Annotated in this window: 27 protein-coding genes, 1 tRNA gene and 1 riboswitch; of the genes, 10 read left to right on the top strand and 18 right to left on the bottom strand. The window is 71.5% G+C overall.

All coding sequences use genetic code 11. The annotated features are described in order from the left end of the window. Positions 1–9: 9 nt before the first annotated feature. On the bottom strand, positions 10–474 hold the full coding sequence (locus ACIBLA_RS32665; protein WP_399200730.1) for a hypothetical protein: 465 nt from the start codon (positions 472–474) through the stop codon (positions 10–12). A 129-nt stretch (positions 475–603) separates the two neighbouring features. On the opposite strand from ACIBLA_RS32665, the gene ACIBLA_RS32660 reads away from it, so the two are divergent. Then, positions 604–918, top strand: a complete 315-nt coding sequence (locus ACIBLA_RS32660; RefSeq protein WP_399200729.1) for a hypothetical protein — start codon at positions 604–606, stop codon at positions 916–918. Between the two features lie 222 nt (positions 919–1,140). Next, positions 1,141–2,178, top strand: coding sequence for an NlpC/P60 family protein (locus ACIBLA_RS32655; protein ID WP_363245176.1), 1,038 nt, complete (start codon positions 1,141–1,143; stop codon positions 2,176–2,178). Between the two features lie 4 nt (positions 2,179–2,182). Here the strand turns inward: ACIBLA_RS32655 and ACIBLA_RS32650 are convergent, their stop codons facing one another. The 11 genes from ACIBLA_RS32650 to ACIBLA_RS32600 all read right to left on the bottom strand — a co-directional run bounded on the left by ACIBLA_RS32650 (position 2,183) and on the right by ACIBLA_RS32600 (position 14,443). Further along, a complete protein-coding gene (locus ACIBLA_RS32650) occupies positions 2,183–3,100 on the bottom strand; it encodes a M56 family metallopeptidase (protein WP_399200728.1) in 918 nt (305 codons plus the stop codon). Next, on the bottom strand, positions 3,097–3,465 hold the full coding sequence (locus ACIBLA_RS32645; RefSeq protein WP_363245178.1) for a BlaI/MecI/CopY family transcriptional regulator: 369 nt from the start codon (positions 3,463–3,465) through the stop codon (positions 3,097–3,099). The genes ACIBLA_RS32650 and ACIBLA_RS32645 overlap by 4 nt, the downstream gene beginning before the upstream one ends. Positions 3,466–3,579: 114 nt before the next feature. Further along, positions 3,580–4,239 carry a DsbA family protein gene (locus ACIBLA_RS32640; RefSeq protein ID WP_399200727.1) on the bottom strand — a complete coding sequence of 220 codons (660 nt, stop codon included), beginning with the start codon at positions 4,237–4,239 and terminating at the stop codon, positions 3,580–3,582. Next, positions 4,236–6,263 carry a cytochrome c oxidase assembly protein gene (locus tag ACIBLA_RS32635; RefSeq protein WP_399200726.1) on the bottom strand — a complete coding sequence of 676 codons (2,028 nt, stop codon included), beginning with the start codon at positions 6,261–6,263 and terminating at the stop codon, positions 4,236–4,238. Before ACIBLA_RS32635 ends, ACIBLA_RS32640 begins: the two co-directional genes overlap by 4 nt. Further along, positions 6,253–6,894: a copper resistance protein CopC gene (locus ACIBLA_RS32630; RefSeq protein ID WP_399200725.1), complete on the bottom strand. Its 642-nt coding sequence runs from the start codon at positions 6,892–6,894 to the stop codon at positions 6,253–6,255. The genes ACIBLA_RS32635 and ACIBLA_RS32630 overlap by 11 nt, the downstream gene beginning before the upstream one ends. Positions 6,895–6,975: 81 nt before the next feature. Further along, positions 6,976–7,632 (bottom strand): hypothetical protein, encoded by a 657-nt coding sequence (locus tag ACIBLA_RS32625; RefSeq protein WP_399200723.1) that lies wholly within the window; start codon positions 7,630–7,632, stop codon positions 6,976–6,978. Between the two features lie 175 nt (positions 7,633–7,807). Beyond that, positions 7,808–8,749, bottom strand: coding sequence for an ROK family protein (locus tag ACIBLA_RS32620; protein ID WP_363245183.1), 942 nt, complete (start codon positions 8,747–8,749; stop codon positions 7,808–7,810). 177 nt (positions 8,750–8,926) lie between these two features. Beyond that, a complete protein-coding gene (locus ACIBLA_RS32615) occupies positions 8,927–9,802 on the bottom strand; it encodes a hypothetical protein (RefSeq protein ID WP_363245184.1) in 876 nt (291 codons plus the stop codon). Continuing rightward, the gene (locus ACIBLA_RS32610; protein WP_399200722.1) at positions 9,799–11,067 is read right to left on the bottom strand and encodes an AAA family ATPase; all 1,269 of its coding nucleotides are present in this window, start codon (positions 11,065–11,067) and stop codon (positions 9,799–9,801) included. Before ACIBLA_RS32610 ends, ACIBLA_RS32615 begins: the two co-directional genes overlap by 4 nt. Before the next feature lie 127 nt (positions 11,068–11,194). Next, a complete protein-coding gene (locus ACIBLA_RS32605; RefSeq protein WP_363245186.1) occupies positions 11,195–12,037 on the bottom strand; it encodes an oxidoreductase in 843 nt (280 codons plus the stop codon). A 69-nt stretch (positions 12,038–12,106) separates the two neighbouring features. Then, the gene (locus ACIBLA_RS32600; protein ID WP_399200720.1) at positions 12,107–14,443 is read right to left on the bottom strand and encodes a BTAD domain-containing putative transcriptional regulator; all 2,337 of its coding nucleotides are present in this window, start codon (positions 14,441–14,443) and stop codon (positions 12,107–12,109) included. A gap of 118 nt (positions 14,444–14,561) precedes the next feature. Here ACIBLA_RS32600 and ACIBLA_RS32595 point away from each other — a divergent pair, with 118 nt between their 5' ends. Beyond that, positions 14,562–15,470: an alpha/beta fold hydrolase gene (locus tag ACIBLA_RS32595; RefSeq protein WP_399200719.1), complete on the top strand. Its 909-nt coding sequence runs from the start codon at positions 14,562–14,564 to the stop codon at positions 15,468–15,470. Here the strand turns inward: ACIBLA_RS32595 and ACIBLA_RS32590 are convergent. Beyond that, entirely contained in the window at positions 15,460–16,065 is a 606-nt protein-coding gene (locus ACIBLA_RS32590; protein ID WP_399200718.1) for a TetR/AcrR family transcriptional regulator, read from the bottom strand. The two genes, ACIBLA_RS32595 and ACIBLA_RS32590, sit on opposite strands and share 11 nt — an antisense overlap. Before the next feature lie 111 nt (positions 16,066–16,176). Between ACIBLA_RS32590 and ACIBLA_RS32585 the strand changes: the two genes are divergently transcribed. Then, on the top strand, positions 16,177–16,608 hold the full coding sequence (locus tag ACIBLA_RS32585) for a VOC family protein (protein WP_399200716.1): 432 nt from the start codon (positions 16,177–16,179) through the stop codon (positions 16,606–16,608). Between the two features lie 102 nt (positions 16,609–16,710). Here ACIBLA_RS32585 and ACIBLA_RS32580 read toward each other — a convergent pair whose 3' ends face one another. After that, complete coding sequence (locus ACIBLA_RS32580; RefSeq protein WP_399200715.1) at positions 16,711–16,917, bottom strand: antitoxin; 207 nt, start codon at positions 16,915–16,917, stop codon at positions 16,711–16,713. Positions 16,918–17,097: 180 nt separating this feature from the next. Here ACIBLA_RS32580 and ACIBLA_RS32575 point away from each other — a divergent pair, with 180 nt between their 5' ends. Next, positions 17,098–17,310 carry a hypothetical protein gene (locus ACIBLA_RS32575; RefSeq protein ID WP_363245193.1) on the top strand — a complete coding sequence of 71 codons (213 nt, stop codon included), beginning with the start codon at positions 17,098–17,100 and terminating at the stop codon, positions 17,308–17,310. A 41-nt stretch (positions 17,311–17,351) separates the two neighbouring features. Here ACIBLA_RS32575 and ACIBLA_RS32570 read toward each other — a convergent pair whose 3' ends face one another. After that, positions 17,352–18,005 (bottom strand): HAD family hydrolase, encoded by a 654-nt coding sequence (locus ACIBLA_RS32570; RefSeq protein WP_363245206.1) that lies wholly within the window; start codon positions 18,003–18,005, stop codon positions 17,352–17,354. 64 nt (positions 18,006–18,069) lie between these two features. Between ACIBLA_RS32570 and ACIBLA_RS32565 the strand changes: the two genes are divergently transcribed. The 5 genes from ACIBLA_RS32565 to ACIBLA_RS32545 all read left to right on the top strand — a co-directional run bounded on the left by ACIBLA_RS32565 (position 18,070) and on the right by ACIBLA_RS32545 (position 22,378). Continuing rightward, positions 18,070–18,249 carry a hypothetical protein gene (locus ACIBLA_RS32565; RefSeq protein ID WP_363245194.1) on the top strand — a complete coding sequence of 60 codons (180 nt, stop codon included), beginning with the start codon at positions 18,070–18,072 and terminating at the stop codon, positions 18,247–18,249. 70 nt (positions 18,250–18,319) lie between these two features. Beyond that, positions 18,320–18,393: transfer RNA gene (locus ACIBLA_RS32560), tRNA-Met, on the top strand. Positions 18,394–18,510: 117 nt separating this feature from the next. After that, positions 18,511–19,257 (top strand): MerR family transcriptional regulator, encoded by a 747-nt coding sequence (locus tag ACIBLA_RS32555; protein WP_363245195.1) that lies wholly within the window; start codon positions 18,511–18,513, stop codon positions 19,255–19,257. 483 nt (positions 19,258–19,740) lie between these two features. After that, positions 19,741–20,829: a PP2C family protein-serine/threonine phosphatase gene (locus tag ACIBLA_RS32550; protein WP_363245207.1), complete on the top strand. Its 1,089-nt coding sequence runs from the start codon at positions 19,741–19,743 to the stop codon at positions 20,827–20,829. Positions 20,830–21,147: 318 nt separating this feature from the next. Next, positions 21,148–21,302, top strand: a riboswitch (cyclic di-AMP (ydaO/yuaA leader). An 11-nt stretch (positions 21,303–21,313) separates the two neighbouring features. Further along, complete coding sequence (locus ACIBLA_RS32545) at positions 21,314–22,378, top strand: M23 family metallopeptidase (protein ID WP_363245196.1); 1,065 nt, start codon at positions 21,314–21,316, stop codon at positions 22,376–22,378. 37 nt (positions 22,379–22,415) lie between these two features. Here ACIBLA_RS32545 and ACIBLA_RS32540 read toward each other — a convergent pair whose 3' ends face one another. The 3 genes from ACIBLA_RS32540 to lhgO form a co-directional block, all read right to left on the bottom strand. Continuing rightward, positions 22,416–23,678 (bottom strand): PrsW family intramembrane metalloprotease, encoded by a 1,263-nt coding sequence (locus ACIBLA_RS32540; RefSeq protein ID WP_363245208.1) that lies wholly within the window; start codon positions 23,676–23,678, stop codon positions 22,416–22,418. Between the two features lie 145 nt (positions 23,679–23,823). Further along, positions 23,824–24,564, bottom strand: coding sequence for a tRNA (guanosine(46)-N7)-methyltransferase TrmB (gene trmB, locus ACIBLA_RS32535; RefSeq protein WP_399200748.1), 741 nt, complete (start codon positions 24,562–24,564; stop codon positions 23,824–23,826). A gap of 172 nt (positions 24,565–24,736) precedes the next feature. Then, on the bottom strand, positions 24,737–26,029 hold the full coding sequence (gene lhgO / locus ACIBLA_RS32530) for an L-2-hydroxyglutarate oxidase (RefSeq protein ID WP_399200714.1): 1,293 nt from the start codon (positions 26,027–26,029) through the stop codon (positions 24,737–24,739). Positions 26,030–26,090 lie beyond the last annotated feature (61 nt).

Genomic DNA, 26,090 nt, shown 5'->3' with positions numbered 1-26,090 from the left:
GCCGGCCCGCTACTTCATGCCGCGCAGTGCCTGGAGCTCGCCGCCCACTGTCGTGCGCAGAGACTTGAGCAGCTGAGGCTCGGCACCGATCGCCCACCTCGGGCCGACGAGGTAGGTACCGCCGTACATGCTCGCGGTGTCCAGCCACGTCAGCTTCAGCTTCTCGGTCGGGAAAGTCGTCACGATCCAGTTGCCCTCCGCAGTGACGCACACGGCTTCGCGGAGTTCGTCGGCGTCGGTACGCATCTCCGCCGCGCAGCCGGTCATGGACGCGATCTTCTCGATGCTCGCGGGCGCGGGCGCGGGGATGGGTGTGGCGGTCGTCTTGCGGGGTGTGTTCGCCCTGGCCGCCGGATCGGCTGGATCGGCTGGATCGGCTGGATCGGCCGAGCACCCCATGACCAGGGATACGAGGGAGAGGAGCACCGCGAGCGCACTCGTGGTGCGTGCGGGACGGGCGCGAGGTGCGGTCACCGGAATCGCCTTCCTGCGGGCAGGCTGTCTGGGGAGGTACGTACCGGTGGGGCGCGTCGTTCAGCCTCGTAGGGGATTCGCGGGCCGGGCCTCGTCTCTCGCGGTTGTGCGGGCACGCGATGGTGAGGCGTGGATGATGTGCGAAGCACGGCCACGGCCGACGGGTACACCGTCGGCGGCACGGCGCTGGCCGCGGGCACGAACGCCGAACACAGCGTTGTCGTCCGTCAGTTGCCGGACGCGAAGTCGCTGGCGCTCAAGACCGTCGAGACCTACGGCGACGGCACCAGCACGCCGTCATCGGCGGATTCCTCCCACCGGGCCGGCGCGGAGGAAGAGGACTCCGGCATCGACGGGGTACTTCTCGGCGTGGTCGCCGGCGTCGCGGTTGTGGCCGCAGGGGCCGCGATCCGGTGGGTGCGCCGCTCCCGTAACCGCGTCTGAGCCGGTGTGACCCCGGGCGTGCCGGGCACGGCGTACGTCGTGCCCGGCACGTCCTTGTCGGCTCGCGCGTCAACGGTTCTGGTCCCTCCAGGACTTGGAACCAGGTCACTAAGATGATTAGTATGCGTGGGAAGCCGTCAAATCCGCTGCGTCCGCGCGGAGCCTGAGGACCCCTTGAGTGGGTCGTCCCGGCAGCGGTCGAGGAAGAAGGAGCTCGCCTCAGTGGCGTCCCACCGTCGTCCTAAGCAGCCGAATCCCGCATACACGGGCGTGCTCACAGCGACCGCCGCCGCGGCCGTGGCGCTGTCGACCCAGTCGGCCTCCGCCGACCCGCTTCCCGACCCGAACAAGAAGGGCGTCCAGGCGCAGATCGACCGCCTGTACGAGGAGGCGACCCAGGCCACCGAGAAGTACAGCGGGGCGAAGGAGAAGGCCGGCAAGCTGGAGAAGCAGGTCGGCGACCTCCAGGACGCGGCGGCCCGCCGCCAGGACGGTCTCAACGAACTCCGCGACCAGCTCGGCTCGGTGGCCACCGCCCAGTACCGCAGTGGCGGGCTGGATCCCTCGGTGCAGCTGATGCTCTCGACGGACCCGGACAGCTATCTGGACAAGGCGTCCGACATGGCGCGGCTGAGCGACCGGCAGGCCGAGACGCTCAAGCAGTATCTGTCCCAGCAGCGCGCCTTGCAGCAGCAGCGCGCACGGGCCGGCGAGCAGCTGAAGGCGCTTCAGGACACCCGTAAGGAACTGGGGAGCAAGAAGAAGGAGATCCAGGGCAAGCTGGCGAAGGCCCAGTCGCTCCTCAACTCGCTGACGGCCGAGGAGCGTGCCGAGCGGGCGGCCGAGGAAGAGCGGGTGAACCGCGACAGCGACCGTGTCGACCTCGGTAACGAGGCCAGCGGGTCACAGCGCGGCGCGTCCGCGTTCGCGGCGGCGAAGAGCCGGGTCGGCATGCCGTACGTATGGGGAGCGTCCGGGCCGAACTCCTTCGACTGCTCCGGACTGACATCCTGGGCGTTCCAGCAGGCCGGCGTCTCCATACCCCGTACGTCCCAGGACCAGGCCAATGTCGGCACCCGGATCAACTCCCTGAGCGCGCTCAAGCCGGGCGACCTCATCATCATGCGCACCGACCTGAGCCATGTCGGTTTCTACGCAGGGAACGGGCAGATCCTCCACTCCCCGAAGCCGGGCGCCCAGGTGCGCTACGAGTCGATCGCCCGCAGCGGCATGCCGTTCATGTGGGGCGTACGCCTGTAGGCCACTAAGCCAGTCCGGGAGGGCAGGCGAGCAGCAGGGGCAGCAGCGGCATCAGTACGGCTGCCCCGGCCACAACGGCCCGGAACGCGGGACGTGTACGCCGTGCCGGTGCCAGAATCCGGCGCAGCCGTATGGGCACGGTACGCCCCCCTGCCGACAACGCGCCCTTCGGGACAGCGCCCTTCGCCACCGCCCCCGCCGAGGCCATTTCGAACATGGCGGTGACCAGCGTCCGGTGCGGATGGCGGCGCAGGGCGCCGTCGTCGGCTGCCATCTCCAGCAGCAGGGGAATCTGCTGCCCCAGGTGACGGGCCAGCGGCACCCCTCTGAACACGATGGCGAAGGCGCGCGCCGCCGCGAGAAGGAGATGGTGGCGGCCGGCGATGTGGACCCGTTCGTGTGCCACGACCGCGGCGATCTCGGTCTCGGTCAGCAGGTCGACGGCGCCGCTGCTCACCACGATCCTGGAGCGGTGGCCCGGCAGACAGTAGGCGGTCGGCGTCATGTGATCGAGGACCGTGGCCCCCAGGCTCGCCGACGGCCGGCCGACCTTGTCGAGAATCGCGCGGTGCCGGGAGCGGGCCGCGCGGGCGCGCAGCGCGTGGTGGGCGAAGGCGGCCAGCTGCGCCGTCGGTACGGCGGCCGAGACGCCGACGCCCAGGCGCCGTACCGCGCCGGCGTCGGGCGGGCCGACTCCCAGGGCGACGCCGCACGAATAGAGGATGCCGTGCAGATGGGCGCCCGGCGTCGCGAGGTGGAGAGCGGCGAGGGCGACACACACGGAGAACGAGGTGCCGAGCGCGAACCACACAGCGGCGGCCAGCACCGGTGCCCGGTGCGGCCACCCGCCGCGCAGCATGACGCGCGGCGCGAGCACGCCGACAGCGGCGGCGTATCCGAGCAGGGCGGGAGCCGCGTTCACCGCTCGACGTCGCGGTCGGTGGCGCGCAACGCCTCGCGCAGCGCGGCCACTTCCTCTTCCGCCATGCCTTCCACGAAGTGCGCCAGCGCCGCCGGGCGGTCCTCACTCGCTCCCAGCGCGTCCTCCATGAGGGCCGCCGAATACGCCGCCCGGCTGCGGACAGGTGTGTAGAGCCATGCCTGGCCCTGCTTCGTCCTGGTCAGCCATCCCTTGCCGTGGAGGATCGACGCGACTGTCATGACGGTCGTGTACGCCGCCGGGCGACGCGTGTTGATGTCGTCGACCACCTCACGGACGGTGGCGGGTCTTCCCCACTTCCACAGACAGTCCATGATCTCGGCTTCCAGGGTCCCCAGCCACCGCACTTCCGGAGTCCCTTCCGCCTTCGACCGGCTCTTCGCCCACCCGGCCATCGTAGACGGGCACGGACGCCCTCGGACTCTGAACTGCCCCTTCGAGAAGGGCTCCCCCCTGCGCGTTCACCGGGCGAGCCGCGTCTCGATGAGATCCCTGAACTCGTCGTACGAGCCCGGTGTCGGGATCGTCGCCCCGTCCATGACGAAGGTCGGCGTGCCCTGGACGCCGAGTCCCAGGCCGTCGCGCTGGTCGGTCCGGACCCGCTCGTCGGTACGCGGAGACTTGACCGCCGAGTCGAACTTCCCCATGTCGAGGCCGAGTTCTTTCGCGTAACCGCGGAAGGTCGCCGCCTTGGATTCCTGTGCCTCGCCCCACTGCGCCTGGGTGTCGAACAACTTGGCGTACATCTGCTCGAACTTCCCCTGCTGCGCGGCGGCTTCGACGGCCAGCGCGGCGGTCTGACTGTTGCGGTGGCCGGGCATCGGGAAGTAGCGGGCCACGAAGGTGACGCGGTCCTTGTACTCCTCGCGGAGCCGTTCGACGACCGGATACATCGCACCACAGCCCTCGCATTCGAAGTCCAGGAACTCCACCACGGTCAGCTCGCTGCGTTCGGGATCGGTCAGGCGGTGGCTCGACGCGCGAACGGGTTTGGCATCCGCCGCCGGTTCGGCGACGGCGGTGCCGGAAGGCGAACTGTCCGTGGAGTAGGCGAGAGCGACACCGAAGGCGACGAGCAGCACGGCCAGGACCGCCGCCGCGACAAGGAAATGCTTCTTCATGAGTCCTCCTGGGCGGACGCGGCGGCGCGGTGCTGCCGGTCCCTGGCGTGGAGACTGGCGAGATACGCGTTGTACGTCGCCAGGGGGTCGTTGGCGTCGCCGCGTTCGATCCGGCGGTCGACCCGCCGTGCCTCACGGGCGTCGGAGCGGACCCACTGGGCCGCGAGAATGATGGTGGTGATCAGTACGGGGATGTCGCCGGTCGCCCAGGCGATGGCTCCTCCGTTGTACTGATCGTCCGCGAGGGACGCGCCCCACGTGCGGCCCACGTCCGTCCACCAGCCCTCGCCGATGATGTCCGTCGAGCTCATGACGGAGATGCTGAACCAGGAGTGGAACGGCATGGTCAGGATCAGTACGAACAGCCTGCCCAGGTAGGGCGGTCGGCGTGGTCCGGGATCCACCCCGATGATCACCCAGAAGAACAGCAGCCCCACAGCGAGGAAGTGCACCAGCATCACCGTGTGACCCAGGTGGCTGCGCATCAGGTTCTCGAAGAGCGAGGTGTAGTAGACCGCGAAGGCGCTGGCGATGAACAGGACGCTCGCCACCACCGGATGAGAGATCAGCTTCACGTAGCGGCTCCGCAGGAGTGCCAGCAGCAGCTCGCGCGGTCCCGTCGCGCCCTTCGCCGCGGTCGGCAGGGCCCGTAGGGCGAGCGTCGCAGGCGCCCCGAGGACCAGAAGAATGGGGACGGTCATCGCGAGGATCATGTGCTGCCCCATGTGCACGCTGAACATCACCGTGCCGTAGACCGCGAGGCCGCTCATCGTGGCGAGTACGGTCACCACGAGCCCGGCCATCCACGCGATGGTGCGCCCGACGGGCCAACGGTCCCCGCGGGCACGGAGTTTGCGTACAGCCGCGAGATAGGCCAGGGCGGCGGCGGCCGTACCGAACGCGAACAGCGGGTCGAAGCGCCACTCGGTGAACAGCGGCGTCCACGGGAAATCGCCCAGTGGCGGTGGCATGGGGAAACCCAGCAGTTCCTCGGCCGGCGACAGCGCCGAAGTCCCGGCGCCGGGCGGCGGCGTACGGGAGAGTGCCGCGGCGAGTCCCATCGCGGCTGCCATCACCAGCAGTTCACCGGCGGCGAGCCTGATGAAGGGCCGTCTCGATCCGCCCCCGACGGTGGGCAGGACGCGTTGCCGATGCCACCACCCCAGACCGCCCAGGATCAGCAGCGCCACCGTCTTGAGCAGTACCAACAGGCCGTACCGGCTGGTGAACACGTCGGCGGTGGAAGGCAGGCGGACGGCCGCGTTGACCACACCGCTGGCGGCGACCGCGAGGAACGCCCAGGCGGCCAGAGGGCTGAAGCGCCGGACGGCGACATCGAGACCGGCGTCCCGTTTCACGGCGGCGACCAGCAACAGAGCCAGCCCACCGACCCAGACCGCGACACCGACCAGATGCAGCGCGAGGCTCGTGACGGCGGCGTCGTGGTTCCCGGCCCCCGCGGAGTGGCCGGTGAAGGCGGGCGGCAGCAGTCCGGCGACGGCGAGCAGGAGCGCGACCCTGGCCCATCGCGTCGTGCCGATGCCCGGACACGTCGTGGCGAGGATCGCTCCGGCACCCGTCATCAGCGCGTACGAACGCCCCTGGGCGTCGGTGAGCACGAAGTCCGCCAGCACATCGGGGGCGAGGACCTGCCCGACGGGCCGGGCGAAGAGGTCGGACAGGGTGAACACCAGCAGGGCCGCCGACGCAGCCGCCCACACCGCCGCCGCGACCGCCGCCCACGTCATGTGGCGCAGCCGCGTAGCGTCGAGCCGCCGGCCGCCTGGCAGCAGAACGGCTACGAGCAGCAGCGCGCCGATGACGACGACAGCGGCGGCGTTCGCGACCGTACGGGCCACGGGCAGACCCCACGTGGTGAGCGCTCCGGGGCCCTGGATACCCGGCACTTGCTCCGCCGCGGTCCCTCCTGCCCACAGCGTCAGGAGTGCCGCGGCGACCGCCGTGCACAGGCCGCCCCCGAGCAGCAGAGGAGCGTACGGTACGCGTCGGGCGTCAACTGACATGGCGGATACGCCTCCTTCGAATCACCGCGACGGACACGGCGCCTCCGGCAAGCAGGAGAAGACCGCCGACGGCCGCCGGCGTGGTGACATCGGACGAAGTCGCGTCGCCCGTTTCGCCCGTTCGCGACGGGGCGGGTACGGAACCCGCGCGTTGTGTCTCGGCGGGAGCCGCCGTACGAGGCGCCGGTGTCGCGTCCCCTTCCTTTTCCGCTTCCTCTGCCTCTGCCCCTTCCTGTTCCTGTTCCTGGACGGTGAACCGGTACGAACCGGCGACGGGGTGACCGTCGGCGGAGACGACCCGGTAGCCCACCGTGTAAACCCCCGCGGGGAGGCCCGGCTTCACCGGGAGGGTGACGGTCTTGCCCGTGACCTGCGGTGCGCCTGAGGCACCCTGCTCACCGTCCGGCGCGGTGAGGGCGACCTTGGCGTACCGCGACGTCATCTCGTCGCTGAAGGTCAGCTTGATGCTCTGCGGGAACCGCCTCTCCGAGGCGGCCTCGGCAGGGCTGCTGGAGACGAGTTCGGTGTGTGCGAAGGCCGGCTGGGCGGCGTACCACAGCAACGCCGCGGACAGGGGTACGACGAGACAGCGTGCCGCCGCGCGGGCGGCACGCCGGTTCACAGCGTGCATGAGGGAGTGCTCTCTGAAGGTCCCCGGCTGAGCCGGGACGGAAGCGCCGATGCCCGGCCGCCCCCGTGGGTGTGCCGCCCGTCAGGGCAGGCGGGGACCGCCGACGGGCAGCGGCCCGGTCAGCGAGTACAGGCCCGGCGCGAAAGATCCGGGCCAACCACGCGGGGGCGCCCGGCCCGCGTGCAGCCGCGCCATCACCGCCGATACGGGCGACCCGGCGCCCTCACGCGTACGCGGAACCGGACGTGGGTCGTGTGCCGACTGCCGCAACGGCCAGACGAACCGGAGGAGCCGCCGCAGAGACGCGAGCACCGGTTTGCTGTGCCATACGAGCCGCTCGGTGACGCCCAGCAGCCGCGCGGCGATCAACAGCGCGACGAGCTGTCCGCCCACGAGGACTTCGGGTGGCGGTCCCGCGGCGGGCCCGTGACCGGAGAAATCGGTGACAGCCGCACAGGCGCCTGGAAGGGAGTACGCAACGTGATAGGCCAGTTGGGCCGCCGCCAGAGCGGCGAGCACCTGGCTGTCCGACATCCGGCGTCCGGTCAGCCACACAGCTGCCGGCACCCCCAGGCACGCCATCGTGGCAAGCAGCATCCAGCCCGGCAGATGGCCCTGCGCGAGGACGTGACATGCCAGCGGCAGCAGAACGCACAACGCAGCCACCGCACCGGCACGCAGTCCACGCAGCGTGCTGCCGACCGCGAAGGCCGCGCGCTGCGGGCTGGTTGATGACATGGCGTCTGCGCTTTCGAAGAATCTGATCACCGGCGCGGGCGTGCCTGATTCTCCGCAGCGTACCTGTCCGCCCTGTGTCGGCTTTCGACGGGCCGATACCGGTACGGGCGGCGATCACCAGGGCGAGAACCGGCTGATGATGACGCTGTCGTCCGCGTCCCGTTCAGCCGGTGAGTTACCCCGTGGTTCCTGCCGGGGGCGTGCGCGCAGCGTCCTTACCCGCCTCCCGAGCGGCCAGCTCCGCCAGGACCAGACCGCCCGCCGGCCCGGCGAGCCGGCCGAGAGCGGCCGGGACGACGAAGTCGTCGGACGCGTGCTCGGCCAGTCCGGGGTAGCCCGACAGGGTCCGGGCCAGTTCGGCCCGGAGCATCGGGAAGAGTCCGGGCAGTACGGCCAAGCCTCCCCCGATCACGATGCGTTCGGGCGCAAGGGCGTAGACGATGTTCCGCAGCCCGGCGGCAAGGTAGGCCGCCTCCATGCGCAGCGCACTGTCCAGGGTCTCCCCCGTCAGGTTCTCGGCGGGACTTCCCCAGCGGGTGGCCACCGCCTCGCCGCCGGCCATTCCTTCCCAGCAGTCCGCGTGGAAGGGGCAGGTGCCGGGGAAGTCGTCGCCCCTGACCCGAGGCACGGTCACATGGCCCATCTCCGTATGCACCAGGCCGTTGATGACTTGTCCGGCCACGACCGCACCGCCCCCGATGCCGGTGCCGACCGTCAGATAGACGTACGTGTCGTAGCCCCGCGCCGCGCCCCAGCGGCCCTCGCCGAGCGCCGCAGCGTTGACATCGGTCTGGATCCCCACGGGCACACCGAGCGCGGTCGCGAGGGTGCCGACGATGTCCACGCCGGTCCAGCCGGGTTTGGGGGTGGGAGCCAGACGGCCGTAATCGGGGTGCGAGCGACGTAGCTCAAGCGGGCCGAAGGACGCGACGCCCACCGCGTCCAGCGGTGCGACCGCCGCGGCCTTCTCGAAGAAGGCCACCGCCCTGGCCAGAGTGGGTTCCGGCTCCCCGGTGGGGAATCGGATCTCCTCCTCGATCCGGTCGGGCGCCGACCCGACCAGACAGACGACCTTGGTCCCACCGGACTCCATGGACCCCAGCCGCAGCTCGCTCACGCGACCACCGACCAGCCGCCGGCGCCGCTCGGGCACCTGCCGGAACGCAGGACCACCTTCATCACGTCGTACCTCCTGCCCGATGTGGAACCACGATAGGGCGAATCCCGTCGTGCCGAAGACCACTGCCCGGCGGCGCGACGTGCGGGAGCGGGCCTCCAGGAGCGGGCCGCGTGCTCAGGAGGCCCTCAGCAGGCCCAGGCTCGTGAACATCTCGCGGCACCAGGCCAGTGCCGTGTCCACCGACTCCCACTGGCTGTCCGCCGGGGAGAGGTACGGGAGGACGTACGGCTCCGTGATGCCCGTGGGGAGGTCCTCCGGATAGCAGCCGAGGGGGGAGCTTCCGTAGCTGGCGTCGTGCATGCGGCGGGCCACCGGGTGGGGGGCGCTGTCCCAGACCGCGAACCACAGGCGGCGCAGCATCGCCGGGTGGGCCATCACGAACATCAGCCGGCCCATGTCCAGCGGTTCCGCCGGGGAGATCACGCGGGCCACCGACGCGTGCCGGTCCGTGTCGCTCACGTACGGGCAGAAGCCCGACCAGATCTCGACGCTGTGGCCCGCCGCGATGATCGACGAGCACAGGGCGGCCAGGGCCACGCCCCGGTGGTAGACCGCCGAGTGCGGTGTGGTGCTGACGTACCCGGCCGGGACGAGGAACGTCACCACCCGGCCCCGTGCCGAGATCCGCTGGGGCACCGAGTCCACCATGCACTCCGGTGCGCCGCTCAGGTAGGCACCGACGTCCACCTCGCTGCCGGTCACGTCCCACGTGGGGACGAGGGCCGTCGTCAGCACCTCGTCCCCGACCCGTTCGCGCAGTTCGGCGACCTCGGCGTCCACGTCGGGCAGTACGGTGGCCCACCCGTCCTCGGCCAGCCGCAGAGCCTCCGCCCACGACGCGCCGGTCCACTCGTTGTCGTCCAGGGTTTGGCGTCCGCTGCCGTCGTCGATGGTGTCGGGGGCCCGGACGCGGTCCACGAACTCCTGCCAGGACCACATCGGCGGCAGCGCGTGGACGGTGTCCGACGCGCGCGGGTCGTCGGCACTCACGCTTCGCCCTCCCCCGGCTCGGGTCCCGGCTCCGCTCCCAGTCCGAGCGCCGAACGGTGCGCCGCCGACATGCCCCGCACCACCCTCCAGCGCAGCGCCTGCTCCACGCTCGCCCCCGCCTGAAGAAGCTTGGCCGCGTCGATGCTCGCCCGCGGCGAGAACATCACGGGCAGCCGCTTCTCGACCCCCGTGGCGCGCAACCGCCGTACTTCCTCGATCACTTGGCGGGCCTCCGCCGGCCGGGCGGGCGCGTGCGCGAGGGCGATGTGTTCCTCCAGGTCCTCGTCGACCGGTACGTCGATGACGACGAACCGGTCCAGCGTCGCCGCGTCCAGCGCCTGGCGGCCCACGTACTGCCGGTCGCCGCCGGTGCCGTACGTGTTCGCGGTGGCGATCAGACGGAACTCCGGATGCGCGGCGACCATGCCGTCGGCGAAGGCGCAGGACCGGATGGACAGGGCCTGATTCAGCTCCGCGAGCAGACCGGGATGGCCGCTGTCCAGTTCGTCGAGCAGCATCAGCCCGCCGTGTTCGAAGGCGCTGCGGAAGGGGGTTCCGTGGTACTGGCCGTGGGCGTCGTAGTAACCGAAGATCTTGCTCATCGGCGTCGTCGGCCCGAGGGAGAGGGCGTGGAACTCCTGCTCGAACCCTTGCGCCGCCTGCTGTGCCATCATCGACTTCCCGGTGCCGGCCGGGCCCACCAGCAGTACGTGGCAGCCGGCGCCGAGCGCGAGCAGCACGTCCGGCAGTACGGCGTGGGTGTGGCCGGTGACGCGGACCGGGTCGGCCTCCGCCACCCTGACCTCCACGACGGGCGGCACGGAATCGGCGACGGTCGCGGCGACCACGCGTACCGCCTCGTCCCGCGCGAACTGCCCGGCCTCCCGCGCCGCCGCCTCCCGCGCCTCCTCCCACTCCGCCCGCGCTTTCGTCAGTGCCTCGTCCACGGCTCGGCGCGTCTCCTCCGACGTCTTGGCCGCGGCCTCGTCGGCGAGGTTCGACGCTGTCTTCTCGGCGACGCGCTGAGCGGTCTTGGTGGCCGTGTCCCCGGCCGCCGACTCGGCCGCCCGGACGATGTCGTCCGCGTGAGCGACGCGCTCGTCGGCGATCGCGCGGGCGACCTCGGTGGCCACGTCGTGAGCCGTCGCCTCAATGGCCTGCTGGGCGTAGGGAGATCGGGCGAGAGCGTCGGCGTAGCGCATGACGGTCTCGCTCGCGGTGGCTGCCGCGATGTGGCGGACCTCGGCCCTGGTGTTGTCACGCATACGGGGAATCTAGGCAGGGCCGCTCGGGACCCCTCCCGGCGGGCGCGTCCTGAGGCCGGTGCTCGGTGCGGTGCTCGGTCCGGTGGTCAGTCGGTGCTCGGTCGGTGCGCTGCGTCGGTCGCGGTGGTCAGCCTCGTACCTCTGCCAGGTCCTCGGCGCTGAGGCTGAGTTCGCCCGCCGCGACGTTCTCCTCCAGATGGTCGAGAGAGCCGGTGCCCGGAATCGCCAGAATCGACGGCGACGTCGCCAGCAGCGCGGCGATCGCGATCTGCGCCGTGGTCGCGCCCAGGCGGGCCGCGACCTTGTCGAGGCGCTTGGTGTCGAGCGGGGTGCCGCCACCGCCGATCGGGAAGTACGGCACGTACGCGACACCCGCCGCCTCGCACTCCGCGAGCAGCGCCATGTCGTCGGCGTACTGGTTCTGCACCGCAGCCACGGGCGCGATCGCACGGGCCTCGGCGAACTGGGCGGCGTCGACGTTGCTGACGCCCAGGTGCCGGATCAGCCCCTCCGCCCGGAGGTCCGCCAGCGCGGCGAACCGCTCCGCGATCGACTCGCCGCCCGGCCCGGTCATCCCGCCCACCCGCAGATAGACCAGGTCGAGCCGGTCGAGACCGAGCGAGCGCAGGTCCGCCTCGACCAATGCGCGCAGCTGATCAGGCGTCGCCTGCCGACTCGGCACACGGTCCGCTCCGAGCATCGGGCCGACCTTCGTCGCGACCACCAGGTCGTCGGGGTAGGGGGCCAGCGCCGTACGGATCTGCTCGTTGGCGGGCACCACGCCCCTGCCGTAGAAGCCGGCCGTGTCGATGTGGTTCACGCCCAGCTCCACGGCCCGCCGGAGCACCGCGACGCCGCTCTCGGGAGCGCGCGCCGGGCCGTCGAGGCTGCTCATGGCCAGGCGCATCGCGCCGAAGCCGAGCCGGTTGATGGTCAGGTCTCCGCCGAGGGCGAAGGTTTTGATCGTCATACGGGTCATGGTGCGCGCCTCCGCCTCCGTACGCCTGCGCACACGGTGAATCGGGCTCGGCTCCTCAGCTCAGCTCCGCAGCGCTTCGTCGATCGCCGCGAGGTAGCGCGCCACCGGGCCCAGCGTGAGCAACCCACTGCCCGCGCCCGCGAGTTCGCTGGACGCCGGGAGCAGGCGGTCGCGGACGCGGGTGAGCGCGGCATGGTCGGCGAGCGTCAGCGCCGCCGTCGCCTCCAGGCAGCAGCAGGCCTCGTACAGCAGGTCGCGGGGCGGCTCCGGCAGCGCGCGCAGCGCACGCAGGGCGGCGGGGCGGTCGCCGGTGGAGAGAGCAGCGAGCGGGGTGATCCAGGGGCGGTACGGTCCCCAGTCCGCCCGCGACTCGACCGCGTCGCGCGGGGGCAGGGCGGGGCCGTCGGAGAAGTGAAGCGACAGGCGGGCGAGCGGCAGCAGGCCATGGGTCAGGCCCGGCATCCCGGCGTCCGGGAGGCCGATGGCGGCCGTTTCGTACGCCGACCTCGCTCCGGCGAGGTCCCCGGACGCGGACAGCCGCAACGCGCCGTACCACTGGGTGAAGACGCTCACCAGCGGGAGTTCGTGGAGCGCGGCCAGGCGGTCGGCGGCGGTGGCGTGGGTGTCGGCGGCCGGGAAGCCGCCGAGTGCGCTGTGCGCCTGAAGGCTGATCAGATGGCCGAGCACCTCGAAGGTCACCAGGCCGTGCCGGGCGCCGAGAGCGACCAGCTCGGCGCCGATGCCGGCACGGCGGGGTGCGAGGCCCGCGCGGGTGAAGGACTGCATGAACGTGCCGTTCAGCGCGAACGCCAGCAGCGCCGGGTCGTCGAGACGGCGCGCGATCGCCTCCGCCTGGCTCGCGGCCTGCGGGCCGCGCGAGGAGTGCGATCCCCGCATCTCGACGGCGACGGTGGCGAGGAGCCGACAGCGCACGGCGTCGTGCGTGTTGTAGGGGCCGTAGGTGGGGTGCGTGCCGTGCTCGCGGTCTGGGCTGTGCGTGCGGTGCGTTTCTGACGGGCTGCGCGTCTCGTGCTCGCGGCGCGTGTCGGGCATGTCGTGTCCGTCGTGCCTGCGGTGCGGGCTGTGTGCGTCGTGCGTGGTGTACATATCGCGCCCGCGGCGCGTGGTGTGCGTGTCTTGCTCGCGGTGTGTGCTGTGCGTGCCGTTTCGGTCGTGCTCGGGATGCGTGGCGGACATGCTGTGCGCCTCGTCCTCGCGGCGCGTGCCGGGCATCTCGTGTCCGTCGTACGTTCCGCGCGTCTCGCTCCCCCCGCGTCCGGCAGGCAGCGCCGCCAGCGTGCGCTCGGCCGCGGCGACGATCTGCCGTGCCAGTTCCGGATCGTCGCCGCGCGTCCAGATCGCGGGGACGTCGAAGGCACCGATCACCCGGCCCGTCAGCTCCGGGTCGCCGAACTCCTCGGCGGCGGCCACCGCCGCCAGACGGTGTTCGCGGGCTGCCGTCAGACCGCCGCCGCCGGTCACCGCCAGGTCGCGGAGCAGACCCACCGTCGTCTCCAGGCGGGCACGGGCGCCGGCCGCGACCGTGCGGTCGTACGCCTCCGCCGCCCGGCTCCACAGGCGCGCCGCTGTCCTGGTGGGATCGCCGGCGTCGGCGCCCGGCGCGTACCCGGTCTCCAGCGCCGGATCCTGCGCCAGCACGCCCGCTTCAAGTGCGCGCAGCCCCGGCCCCGGATCCAGGCCGAGTTGTTCCACCAGCGTCGACCGGGCCCGTCGCAGGACCGCCAGCGCGTCCCCCTGACGGCCCGTCCGGTACAGCGCCAGCGCCAGCAGCCGCCACGCGTCCTCGCGCCAGGGATGGTCGGCCAGATGCGCGTCCAGGTCGGGGACCGCTTCGGCGGGGAGGCCGACGGCCAGCTGCGCCTCGGCCCTGCGCTCGACGGACCGGAGCCGCAGCTCGGCCAGGCGGGCGCGTTCGCCCCGTACCCACTCCTCCTGTGCGAAGTCGGCGTACGCGGGCCCCCGCCACAGATCCAGCGCCTCGTCGAGCCGTCGCAGCGCCCGCGCGGGCGGCAGCTCCGCCGCCTCGCCGACGGCCGTCTCGAAACGCCAGGCGTCGACGGCGTCCGGCCCGGCGCGCAGCGCGTATCCGGGGCCTTCGGTGACCAGCAGGCGGGCGGGGGTACGGGGTCGGCGGTCCGGTTCCAGGGCGCGGCGGAGCGCGGCCACGAAGGTCTGTACGGCGCCGACCGCGCCGGGCGGCGGCGGGTCGTCGTCCGGCCACAGGTCGGCGACCAGCCGGCCGACGGGGACGACTCGGCGGCGGGCGACGATCAGACGGGCCAGTACGGCGCGGTGGCGCGGGCCCTTGAGGGCGATCGGGCCACTCTCGCCTTCGGCGGTCACGGGACCGAGCACACCGAACAGGACCTGAGCCATCCGCCCTCTCCCGTCACGCGTCACGCGTCACACGTCGCGCTGACCGACTGCTGATTCGTCGCCCGCAGGCTGGAAGCCAGGCACGACACCACGCCGTCACCCTACGAAAGAGCGCAGCATGCACCCCGCCATCCCCGGCTTCACCTACCGGCGCGTCCCCGTCGCCGGCGACGTCACCCTCAACGTCGCCGTCGGAGGCACGGGCAGCCCGGTCGTACTCCTGCACGGCTTCCCGCAGACCCACCTCATGTGGCGGCACGTCGCCGTCGAACTCGCCGCCCATCACACGGTCATCTGCCCCGACCTGCGCGGTTACGGCGCCAGCGACAAGCCGGCCGAAGGTGCGGAAGGGACCGAAGGCGCAGAAGGAGCCGAAGCAGTCACGTACGCCAAGCGCACCATGGCCGCCGACGTCGTCGCGCTCGCCCGCGCCCTGGGTCACGACCGGTTCGCGCTGGTGGGCCACGACCGGGGTGCCCTCGTGGCGATCCGCGCCGCCCTCGACCACCCGGAGATGATCACCCACCTCGGCTCGCTCGACGTCCTGCCCACGCTGGACACCTGGGACGTCATGCACGGCACCAGTGCCGCCGTCGGCTTCCACCTCTATCTGATGGCGCAGCCGCCCGGCCTGCCCGAGCGGATGATCAGCGCGAGCGCGGACGCTTTCTTCGGCCACTTCCTCGACATCTGGACCCGAGATCCCGAGGCGATCCCGGCCGAGATCCGTGCCGAGTATCTGGCGGCCTCCCGCGCCGCCGTCCCCTCCATCGTCGCCGACTACCGCGCGTCCGCCGGGATCGACGTCGCGCACGACCAGGCCGACCGCGACGCCGGGAATCAGCTGCGGATGCCGGTCTCCGTCCTCCAGCAGGACTGGGGTACGGCCCTGGGCTTCGACGCCGCCGCGCGGTGGCGCGCCTGGGCGCCCGATCTGCGGCACACGACCGTCTCCTGCGGCCACTTCATGCCCGAGGAGGCACCGGGAGAGGTGGTCGAGGCCCTGCGGGACCTCCTCACCCGCTGAGAACCCGTAGCCCGTCGAGCAATCGCCCCAGCGCCGCCCTCGTGTCGGCGAGGTCCGCCGGGTCCGCCGAGGTCGCCAGCCAGAGCGCCGCCTCGTTCATCGCGCCCGACAGCAGATGAGCGAGGGGCGCCACCGGCTGTGCGGCGATCACGCCCTCGTCCACGAGCGCCGCCAGCGCCTCCGTCAGGTGACGGGCCGACGACGCCTCGTCCATCGTCCGCCACTCGTTCCAGCCCAGTACGGCGGGCCCGTCGACGAGCATGATCCGCTGAATGTCGGGGGCCGTCGTCGCGGTGATGAACTCCTGGCAGCCCGCGACCAGTTGGTCCCAGGAGTCGTCCCGCGCGTCGGCCACCTCCGCGACGCGGACGCCGACCTCCTCCTGGACGTCGCGCAGTACGGCGCGGAAGAGCGCGGTCTTGCTGTCGAAGTGGTGGTAGAGCGCACCCTTGGTCACTCCGGCGGCGGCGACGATCTCCGCGAGGCTCACCGCCCCGTAACCGACCTCCGCGAAGAGCCTCCGGCCCTCGCGCAGCAGAGCCTGCCGGGTCTGCTCCCGCTGCCGGGCCCTGGTGCCTTGCCCTTGCCCTTGCACTGGCCGTTGCTCCTGCTCCTGCGGCATCGCGTCCCGCCCTCTCCGATTGACATACCGACGGTATGCGAATAGCGTCGTTCGCGTACCGATGGTATGCGAAAGGAATTCGCCATGGAGCTGACCAGCTTCTATCCCGTGATCGCCACCGCGCGGCTCCAGGAGTCCCGCGATTTCTACACCCGGCTGCTGGGCTTCCGGACGACGTTCGAGGCGGACTGGTACGTGAGCCTGCGGCGGCCGGGCGCGGTCCCGTACGAACTCGCGCTCCTCGACCCCACCCACCCCACACTGCCCGAGGGTTTCGGCAAGCCCGTCCAGGGGCTGCTCCTCAACTTCGAGGTGGCGGACGTCGACGCCGAGTGGACGCGGCTCGTCGACGGCGAGGGGCTGACCCCCGTACTCCCGCTGCGCAGCGAGGACTTCGGGCAGCGGCACTTCATCGTGGCCGACCCGTCGGGGGTGTTGATCGACATCATCACGCCGATCGAGCCGACGGGGGAGTTCGCGGAGCAGTACGCCGGCGTGGACGCGGCGCTGTCGTAGCGGCCGGTCTCAGCGGCAGTCGTACATACGTCGCGCGCGAAGACTCCGACCGGAGCGGGGGACCGGTCGGAGCCTTCGGGGATGTACGTGTGCGGTGCGGGGTCAGCTCTGCGGCGGGCGGTCGTCGCCCGGCGTGGGCCGGTCCTGGGAGCCCAGCTGTTCGTTGAGCTTCTGCTGGGCCGTGTCGACCTGGCTCTTGTGCTTGTTGCCGGTCTTCTTGTCGACGGCGTCACCGGCCTTGTCGACACCTTTTCGGACGGTGTCCTCGTGGCCTTTGACCAGACCCTTGAGTTTGTCGAGCATCGACATGGGTCGTCCTCCCTCGTGGGGTTGCTCCCCTCCCAGCATCGGGGCCTCCCCCGTATCCCGCATCCGGGCGGCGACAAATCATGAGGAAGAGGCGGTAAGCGGCCCATTACGCGGTCTTCTCACGGCAAAGACCGGACCCCGAGGCTGCGCTCCAGCCCCAGGAGTCGCACTCTTGAGCGTATGAGTGACGCACCGATCGTCGTACACCGGCCGTCCGGGACGGGCGGCCGGCGGGTCACAGTCCGCGGCCGGATCATGGGCCTCGCCCACAACGACGACCACCTGATCGAATTCCTCCGGCTCGCCGGGCTCCCCGACGCGTGGGAACTGCTCGACGACCCCACCTGGGTGGAGTGGCAGGGCGGGCTGCCGCACGAGTACGGCTCCGGGTGAGCGGGTGCCTGGGTCGCTGGTGACCAGCTGCCCCGCCCCGATCAGGTCAGCTGCCGCTGCTCCGCCATGATCGGGGTCAGCTGCGTGAGGGTGTCGATCCTCCAGTCCGCCGCCGCGACGACGTCCGGATCGTCCGCCGTCAGATAGCCCCAGGGCCCGCGCCGCAGATGAGCCGCCCGCAGGCCGGCCCGCTGGGCGGGGAACAGGTCGTGCATGGGGTGGTCACCGACGTACAGGATCCGCTCCGGCGCGGTGTCCGCCGCCTCAACCACGCGGGCGAAGAACTCCGCCGACGGCTTGGCGACGCCCCACTCGCCGGACGTGACGACCAGATCGGCGGGCAGATCGAGGCCCCGCAGCAGCTCACCGGCCTTGCCGGTCTGGTTTCCGGCGACGATGACGCGCGCGCCGAGCCGGTGCAGCCCCGCCAGGGCGGGCCGTACGTCGGGGTAGAGGTCGGACTCGTCCAGGTGCTCGCCCCGGCCCGCCGCTTCCCTGGCCCGGTACGCCTCGCCGACATCTATGTCCGGCTTGATGAGCCGGAGGGCGTCGGCGTTGTCCCTGCTCTGGGCGGTGACGGCGCCGACCAGCGCGGAGATGGTGTGGCGGGGGATGCCGAGCCAGTCGGCCCAGGAAGCCCAGTAGCGGTCGTCGCGGACGAGTGTCTCGCCGACGTCGAACACGATGGTTTCGATCACCGGGGTAAGCGTAGGGGCACACGCTCTGCCGATTGTCAGTGGCTGGCCGTAGCCTTACTCCATGTCAGCTTCCTCTGATGTCAGTGCTTCCGTCCGTCCCGCCGCCGTCGTCAACGCGGAGATCCGTGCCCTGTGGGCGCGCGCGGGCCGGGCGCTGTCCCCCGCCGAGCAGGAGGAATATCAGCGGTTGCTGGTCGAGTGGGCCTCGGCTGTCCGGGCCGATGTGGTGGAGGCGGCATAGGCCGATCGGGGTCGTGAGCGGGTAAATGGAGATGATCTTGGTCCGGATGGCGTAGTGTTGCGTTCACCGACGCGGGGTGGAGCAGCTCGGTAGCTCGCTGGGCTCATAACCCAGAGGTCGCAGGTTCAAATCCTGTCCCCGCTACTGGCAGAGGACGAAGGCCCGGATCCGATCAGGATCCGGGCCTTCGTCGTCCCGCTCGTGCCCGTGTGTTCGATCGCGCTTGACCTTTACGCAACGTCAAGATTTAGCGTTTCGGTCATGGAGTGGTCGATCCAGGACATCGCGAAGAAGGCCGGCACGACGAGCCGCACGCTCAGGCACTACGGCGAGCTGGGGCTGCTGGACCCGAGCAGGGTCGGCAGCAACGGTTACCGCTACTACGACCAGGACGCCCTCGTCCGGTTGCAGCGCATCCTGCTGCTGCGTGAGCTGGGCCTCGGCCTGCCCGCGATCGCCGAGATCCTTGACGGCCAACGGGACACGGCTGCCGCCCTGCGCACCCATCTCGCGCTGCTCGAACAGGAGCGTGAGCGCGTGGGACGTCTCATCGCGTCGGTGCGGACCACTCTCCACAAGACCGAGAGGGGAGAACAGCTCATGGCCGAGGAAATTCTCGACGGCTTCGATCACACCCGCTACGAGCAGGAGGTGACCGAGCGGTGGGGCCGGAAGGCGTACGAGGAGGGAGACCGCTGGTGGCGGTCGCTGAGCGAGAGCGAGCGCGAGGAGTTCAAGGACCGGCACGAGAACATCGCCCGCGACTGGGGGCAGGCCAAGAAGGACGGTCTCGCCGCCGACAGCGACGAGGCGCAGGCCATCGCCCGCAGGCACTGCGAGTGGCTGTCCGCCACGACGAGTCCCACCAGGTCGTACGTCATCGGCGTCACCGCCATGTACGTCGACGACCCGCGCTTCGGCCGCAACTACGACACCCACGCGGAGGGCACGGCCGTCCTCGTACGGGACGCGATGAAGGTGTACGCCGAGCGGCACCTCACCGACTGACCCGCTGCCACTCGGGCGCGCCCGCGTCGCGCCGGGCGGCTGCCCGTCGATAGCCCAGTCGGTCGTCGGCGGGTAGCCGCTCCGCGCGTGAGGGGCCAGCCTGGGGAGGGTGCGGTACCGTCCGCAGCCGTCGACGCACGGGGCAGGAGACCACTGGTGGGGCGCCTGAGAGACAGTGGAGACGACGGGTCGGCGGGCGGCGGGAGCGACGACCGTCCCGCCGGGAGTGTCGACCGCCGTCCCCGCCTGTCCAGCAGGCTCCGCGGTTTCAGTAACAGAGTCCGGCACGGGGTCCGGCACGGGGTCCGGCGCGGCTTCCAGCGCGCCGATACCGACCTCCGCGAGGCCGACTCGCCTTCGGACGCCTCCACCTGGAGCAACTCGCGTCAGGGCGACAGGCTCCCCGCGGGCTTCGGCTCCGAGGACCCCCGCCCGGTCGGGCGGCGGCGCGGCCGGCACGCCGCCCGACCGGCGAATCGGTTCGTGGAGATCCTGCCCGGTCTGATCATCGTGGTGGCGATCATCCTGGACCAATCGACCCCGGCAGCCATCACCGCTTCCCCGCTCTTCTCGGCGGCGCCGCTGGTCGCAGCCCCGTTTTTCTCGTTCGCGCGTACCCTCCTCGTCGGCATCGTGTCGATCGCCGCCATCATCGGGCTGTACTTCTACAACAACAGGGTGGCCGCGATCGTGACGATCACCGAGTTGCTGACCGTCTTCACGGTCTCCGTCCTCGCGCTGGCCATCAACGGTGTCGTACGCCGGAGCGGCGAGCGCCTGGCCTCGGCACGGGTCATCGCCGAGGCGGCCCAGCGCGCCGTCCTGCCGACGCCGGCCCCCCGGATAGGCGGTCTGCACATCGCCGCGCGGTACGAGGCCGCGGAGAAGGGCGCGTTCATCGGCGGTGACCTGTTCGCCGTCCAGGACACGGAGCACGGGGTACGGCTGGTGGTCGGCGATGTCCGCGGCAAGGGGATGGGCGCCGTCGAGACCGTGGCCGTCATCATCGGCGCGTTCCGGGAAGCCGCCGAGCAGGAGCGGTCGCTCGAAGGGGTCGCGCAGCGGCTGGAGCGGGCGCTGGCGCGCGAAGGCACCCGGCGCAGCGGGATCGATCTGTTCGAGGGCTTCACCACCGCCGTACTGGCCGAGATCCCGCACGCCGCGGGCACGGTGCGCGTGGTCAACCGCGGGCACCCGGAGCCGCTGCTGCTCGCGCCCGACGGCGGACTGACCGTGCTGGCCACCACAGAACCGGCGCTGCCGCTCGGGATGGGGGAGCTGGGGACCTGGCCGGACCGCGCCGACGAGATGCCCTACCTGTCCGGGGCGACGCTGCTCCTCTACACGGACGGGCTCACCGAGGCGCGCAACGCGGCGGGCGTCTTCTACAACCCGCGCGAACGGCTCGCGGGACGAATCTTCCCCGGCCCCGACGAACTGCTGGAGGCGGTCGTCGGGGACGTACGGCTGCACACCGGCGGCGCCACCACGGACGACATGGCGCTGCTCGCCGTCACCCGGCCCACCGAGAGGCAGCCGGAGCGGCGCCGGACGATGCCGGTCGTGCCGTGAATCCCGTCTTCTCGCGGCCTTTTCACTATCTCCGCGCGGTCTCCGCGCGACTCCGCGCGGTGCGCCGTCATCTCGCCCGCCACGCTGCGTAGTTGAAGCGCATCACTCCGCATAACATTTGACGCACCGTCAGGTCGACTGTGTGATCCCACACGGTCCGAAGGGCGATCAACTCGCCCGACTCCGCCCGCTTGTGTCCTGGTTGATCCGGGCCGCGATCGCTAACGATCACCCGGAACAGCTTGGAATAAGCCCCGGTCGTCTATTAACGTTCGATAACGCAGCGCGGTTGTCCCAGCCGTCGAAAGAGACGGCACCGTGCTGCACGCGCCGAATTCCGCAAGGAAACCGGGGAACCACCAATTGGGGTGAATCGGGCGTCACTTGCTGCCTCGTGCGGCGAGCAGCGCTCGTAGGAGACCTTCCTGCTCCGAACCCGTCAGCTAACCCGGTAGGCGAGAAGGAAGGAAAGGAGAGCGCCTCAGTGGCGTCCAACAGGCCTGCCCCCGAAGCCTCAGTCCCGCTCCATTTCGGCCCCGGAAGCCGGTTCGACGGCACCGATCGAGCCGACGGCGAGGTGAACAGGGACTGGGAGGAGTGGAATCCCACCGCGGAGTCCGTCCGTCCCGTACGCGGCAAGCACCGTGTCGCCAAGCAGCGCAACGCTCTCGCCCGCAGCTCCACGGTCCTCGGCGTGGGCGTCATCGCCGCGGTCGGCGCGGGAGGCATCGCCTCCGCCCAGGACAAGCCCGCGGTCTCGATATCACTTCCCGACTCGATCTCGGACAATCTCCCCGACGCCAAGTCCCTTCCCGGCGTCGGGTCTTTCATGTCCGGCGGCGACAAGAAGAGCGACGAGACACCCTCCCCGCTGACCACGGCGGGCCTCACCGCCGCCGACGCGCAGCAGGGCACCACCGACTCCGGCGAGGCGCTGCGCGCCCGCATCCTCCAGCAGGCGGAGCAGCAGCAGGCCGAGGCCGACGCGGCCCAGAAGGCGAGCGTCGAGGCCGCCGCCGCTCAGAAGGCCGCGGCGGAGGCCAAGAAGCAGCAGACCGAGGCCGAGGCGAAGGCCGCCGAGGAGAGGCGCAAGGCGAAGGAAGCGGCCGAGGCCAAGGCCGAGCAGGAGCGCCTGGAGAAGCTGGCCGCCAGCTTCTCGCTCCCCACCTCCTCGTACACGCTCACCTCCACCTACGGCCAGGCCGGCTCCATGTGGTCCTCCGGCCAGCACACCGGCCTGGACTTCGCCGCGTCGGCGGGCACGCCCACCAAGGCCGTTCACAGCGGCACCGTCAAGTCGGCGGGCTGGTCGGGGTCGTACGGCTACCGCGTGGTGCTGGAGCTGGAGGACGGTACGGAGATCTGGTACGCCCACCTGTCCTCGATGACCGTCGGCGTCGGCCAGAAGGTCACCACCGGCGAGACCGTCGGGCGCGTGGGAGCCACCGGCAATGTCACCGGCGCGCACCTGCACCTGGAGGTCCACACCGCGGGCGGCAGCGGGATCGACCCGATGAGCTGGCTGCGCAGCAAGGGCCTCACGCCCTGAAGCCCGTCATGAATCCCGCCCTGAACTCTCCGGCTCTCTAGCTCCGATACGGGTTGTAGCCGCCGTAGTCGATGTACGGCGGCGGCGTCCACACCCGCCCCGTCGCCCGCGCCGCGTACGCCAGCGCGGGCGACGCCATTTCCCGGCGCTGCCACAGGTGGTGCAGCAACTCCTGCTCGCGCTCGACGAAGTCCGGGCCCGCGGTGCCGCGCCCCGCCCGGTGGCGCAGGAACGCCAGAGCGGTCGCGAACGCCTGGTACTCGCCGACCGCGCGGGCCGCCGACGGCCCGTACGTACGGCCCGCCATGTCGCGTGCCATCGAGCGCGCCCGCATCGAGGACAGCGCGAGCGGTTCGGTCTCCGCGAGCCAGCCGGCCGCCGCGTACGCGGGCAACTCGTCCGCGACCGTGCGCAGTTCGCGCTGTCGGCTCCATATCGCCAGCCAGGTCAGCAGGGCGAAGGCGGGGAGCATGAAGGCCGCGTACACCGCGTAGAAGCCGTACGGGCCGAACAGCGACGTGGAGCCGTTCCACAGCGCGTGCACGCCCATGGCCAGCACGAGGCCGAGCACCGGCAGCAGCCAACGGCGCACGCGCTGGCGGCGGGTGGCGAGGGCGGCCATGCCGAAGCCGATGCCCGTCAGGACCGTGAAGAGGGGATGCGCGAACGGCGACATCACCACCCGTACGAAGAAGGTCGCCGCGGTCACCGACGCGAGGCCCGAGTTGCCGATCTGCTGGTCCTCACCGAAGGCGCTGCCGAGATAGAGGATGTTCTCGGTGAAGGCGAAGCCGGTCGCGGTGAAGCCGGCCACGACGACTCCGTCGACGAGACCGGTGAAGGACCGCCGCCGGAAGAGGAAGATCAGCAGGATCGCGGCGGCCTTCGCGCTCTCCTCGACGATCGGCGCGACCACCGTGGCCCCCAGTGACTCCGCACCGGCGGGGTCGGCGGTGGCGGTGGCTATCCACTGGGTCGCGAAGGAGTTCGCCGTGATCGCCACGAGGGCGGCGGCGCAGGCGCCCCAGGCGAAGGAGAAGAGCAGATTCCGCCAGGGCCCCGGCTCGACCCGGTCCAGCCAGCGGAAGGCCGCCATCAGCAGCGGCACGGGCAGGACCGCCAGACCGAGACCGACGAGGAAGCCCTGGGTGCCGGTCTGTTCCCGTACGAGGGCGAGGATCAGCAGACCGCAGAGCGTGAGCAGGATGACCACCGCGCCCGCGCGCACGGCCGGGCGCCGCCAGAACGGGCGCTGCGGCAGGTACCGCCAGCGGGAACGCTCGGGCACGGCGGCCCACATGTCACCGAGCTGCTGTTGCTGCTCGGCTCCGGGGATCGCCGGGTGGGGGTGCTGCGGGGGTGGTCGGGACGCTTCGGACACCTGATGACCCTAACGAGCACCACTGACACCGCGCGATGGCGCCTGCCCCGTCCCGGCCACCGTGCTACCCGGCCGGTACGCCGTCCGCGACGCGGCGGAAGACCAGGTCACGTACGGCATGCCCCTTGTCCAGACCCTGGCCCTCGAACCGCGTGAGCGGCCGGAATTCGGGCCGTGGCGCGTAGCCGCCATCGGGGGCGGTGTTCTCGAAGGCGGGGTGCGCGGTCAGTACGTCGAGCATCTGCTCGGCGTACGGCTCCCAGTCGGTCGCGCAGTGCAGCACGGCACCGGGCTTCAGCCGGGGCGCGGCGAGCGTGAGGAAGTCGGGCTGGATCAGCCGCCGTTTGTGGTGGCGAGTCTTGGGCCACGGGTCGGGGAAGTACACGCGCAGCCCGTCCAGCGAGGCGGGCGCCAGCATCTCCCGCAGCAGGATGATCGCGTCGCCGTTGGCCACGCGGATGTTGGACAGCCCGTTCCGCTCGGCGAGACGCAGGAGGTTGCCCTGCCCCGGCGTGTGGACGTCGGCGGCGAGGATCCCGGTGGCCGGGTCGTCGGCGGCCATCCGCGCCGTGGCCTCGCCCATCCCGAAGCCGATCTCCAGGACGACGGGCAGCCCGCCGAACAGCGCGTCGAGATCGAGGACCCGCCGCCCGTCTATTTCCAGGCCCCAGGAGGGCCAGAGCCGCCGCAGGACGTCGGCCTGTCCGGTCGTCACGCGGCTGCGGCGCGGCTGGAAGCTGCGGATACGGCGCTCGAAGTGCGATCCGGCGGGGTCGGCCGCCGGTCCGTGGCCCTCGGGGAACATCCGGGACCAGGGGTGGGTGCCTTCGGCGCGTACGCCCCCACCGTCACTGCCGTCGTCGCGGCGCCGGTCGCTGTTCACGTTCATCTGGGTCTCGGACACGTTTTCTCAGGTAGGTCGATTCGGACAGGAACGCCAATTCTACGGACCGGCCCGACACCCCTGCCGACACCGCCTAGCCGCCGTCGGCTCCCCGCAGCATCGCCAGCGCCCGCCCCGCCACCTCGCGGCCGATCGGGAGCGCGGCCGTCGCCGCCGGTGACGGGGCGTTGAGCACATGCACCGTGCGCGGCGACTCCTGGATCAGGAAGTCGTCGGCCAGCGTGCCGTCCCGCAGCACCGCCTGGGCGCGCACCCCGGCCGTCGCGGGGCGCAGGTCCGCGTCCGTCACGGCGGGAACCAGCCTGCGTACGGCGGTGGCGAAGGCGTGCTTGGACAGCGAACGGCGCAGCTCGCCCGCGCCGTAACGCCAGTGCCTGCGCGCTATCCGCCAGGAACCGGGCCAGCCGAGTGTGCCCGCCAGCTCACGGGGGCGTACGGCGGACCAGGTGTAGCCCTCCCTGGCCAGCGCGGGCACCGCGTTCGGGCCGACGTGGACGCCGCCGTCGATGCCGCGCGTCAGATGCACCCCCAGAAACGGAAAGGCCGGATCCGGCACCGGATAGACCAGCCCGCGGACGAGGGCGGGCCGGGCCAGCTCGAAGTACTCGCCTCGGAACGGGACGATCCGCATGCCCGGATCGTCGCCCGTCAGCCGTGCCACCCGGTCGCACTGGAGCCCCGCGCAGTTGACGAGGGCGCGGGCCCTGACCACCTCTCCCGAGGACGTACGCACGGCGACACCCCACGCCCGCCGGTCGACGACGGTGACCTCCGCGCCGTACCGCACGGCCGCGCCCGACGCCTCGGCCGAGTCGGCGAGCCGCGCCGCGACGGCACCGAAGTCGCACACCCCGGTCGTGCCGACATGGATCGCGGCCAGGCCACGCACCTCCGGCTCGTACTCCATGATCTGCGCCGGGCCCAGCTCCCGGACCGGGATGCCGTTCTCCCGGCCGCGCTGGACCAGGGCGTGCAGCCGGGGCAGCTCGTCCCGGCCGGTGGCGACGATGAGCTTGCCGGTGACCTCGTGCGCGATGCCGTACTCCGCACAGAACTTGACCATCTCGGCGGCGCCCTTGATCGCGTAACGCGCCTTGAGCGAGCCGGGGCGGTAGTACACACCGCTGTGGATGACCCCGCTGTTGTGCCCCGTCTGGTGCCGCGCGGGACCGGGCTCCTTCTCCAGGACCGTCACGCGGGTGCCGGGGGCGGCGCGAGTGAGGGCGTACGCCGTCGAGAGACCGACGATGCCGCCGCCGATCACCAGCACGTCGCAGTCGTAGCCGTGCCCGTACCTGTTTCCGTGCCCGTGCCCGTGCCCGTGCTCGTAGCCGTGGTCGCCGACGCGACCCGTGCCGTCGTTCATCACCGCGCAACCTCCCGCCCGATAGTGCACTGGCCCACTGACAATGCCCTTAAACCACCGG

The sequence above is a fragment of the Streptomyces sp. NPDC050433 genome (assembly GCF_044458565.1).
Classification (GTDB): domain Bacteria; phylum Actinomycetota; class Actinomycetes; order Streptomycetales; family Streptomycetaceae; genus Streptomyces.
Note: the sequence above shows the minus strand (reverse complement) of the source record. Positions and strands in the feature narration are given on the sequence as shown.

Bases quoted from the DNA above. Each gene is read 5' to 3' on its own strand.
- ACIBLA_RS32640 (WP_399200727.1), bottom strand. From the start codon at position 4,239: ATGAAGAAGCATTTCCTTGTCGCGGCGGCGGTCCTGGCCGTGCTGCTC.
- ACIBLA_RS32635 (WP_399200726.1), bottom strand. From the start codon at position 6,263: ATGTCAGTTGACGCCCGACGCGTACCGTACGCTCCTCTGCTGCTCGGG.
- ACIBLA_RS32630 (WP_399200725.1), bottom strand. From the start codon at position 6,894: ATGCACGCTGTGAACCGGCGTGCCGCCCGCGCGGCGGCACGCTGTCTC.
- ACIBLA_RS32625 (WP_399200723.1), bottom strand. From the start codon at position 7,632: ATGTCATCAACCAGCCCGCAGCGCGCGGCCTTCGCGGTCGGCAGCACG.
- ACIBLA_RS32610 (WP_399200722.1), bottom strand. From the start codon at position 11,067: ATGCGTGACAACACCAGGGCCGAGGTCCGCCACATCGCGGCAGCCACC.
- ACIBLA_RS32605 (WP_363245186.1), bottom strand. From the start codon at position 12,037: ATGACGATCAAAACCTTCGCCCTCGGCGGAGACCTGACCATCAACCGG.
- ACIBLA_RS32600 (WP_399200720.1), bottom strand. From the start codon at position 14,443: ATGGCTCAGGTCCTGTTCGGTGTGCTCGGTCCCGTGACCGCCGAAGGC.
- ACIBLA_RS32595 (WP_399200719.1), top strand. From the start codon at position 14,562: ATGCACCCCGCCATCCCCGGCTTCACCTACCGGCGCGTCCCCGTCGCC.
- ACIBLA_RS32585 (WP_399200716.1), top strand. From the start codon at position 16,177: ATGGAGCTGACCAGCTTCTATCCCGTGATCGCCACCGCGCGGCTCCAG.
- ACIBLA_RS32580 (WP_399200715.1), bottom strand. From the start codon at position 16,917: ATGTCGATGCTCGACAAACTCAAGGGTCTGGTCAAAGGCCACGAGGAC.
- ACIBLA_RS32575 (WP_363245193.1), top strand. From the start codon at position 17,098: ATGAGTGACGCACCGATCGTCGTACACCGGCCGTCCGGGACGGGCGGC.
- ACIBLA_RS32565 (WP_363245194.1), top strand. From the start codon at position 18,070: ATGTCAGCTTCCTCTGATGTCAGTGCTTCCGTCCGTCCCGCCGCCGTC.
- ACIBLA_RS32555 (WP_363245195.1), top strand. From the start codon at position 18,511: ATGGAGTGGTCGATCCAGGACATCGCGAAGAAGGCCGGCACGACGAGC.
- ACIBLA_RS32540 (WP_363245208.1), bottom strand. From the start codon at position 23,678: ATGTGGGCCGCCGTGCCCGAGCGTTCCCGCTGGCGGTACCTGCCGCAG.
- trmB (WP_399200748.1), bottom strand. From the start codon at position 24,564: ATGTTCCCCGAGGGCCACGGACCGGCGGCCGACCCCGCCGGATCGCAC.
- lhgO (WP_399200714.1), bottom strand. From the start codon at position 26,029: ATGAACGACGGCACGGGTCGCGTCGGCGACCACGGCTACGAGCACGGG.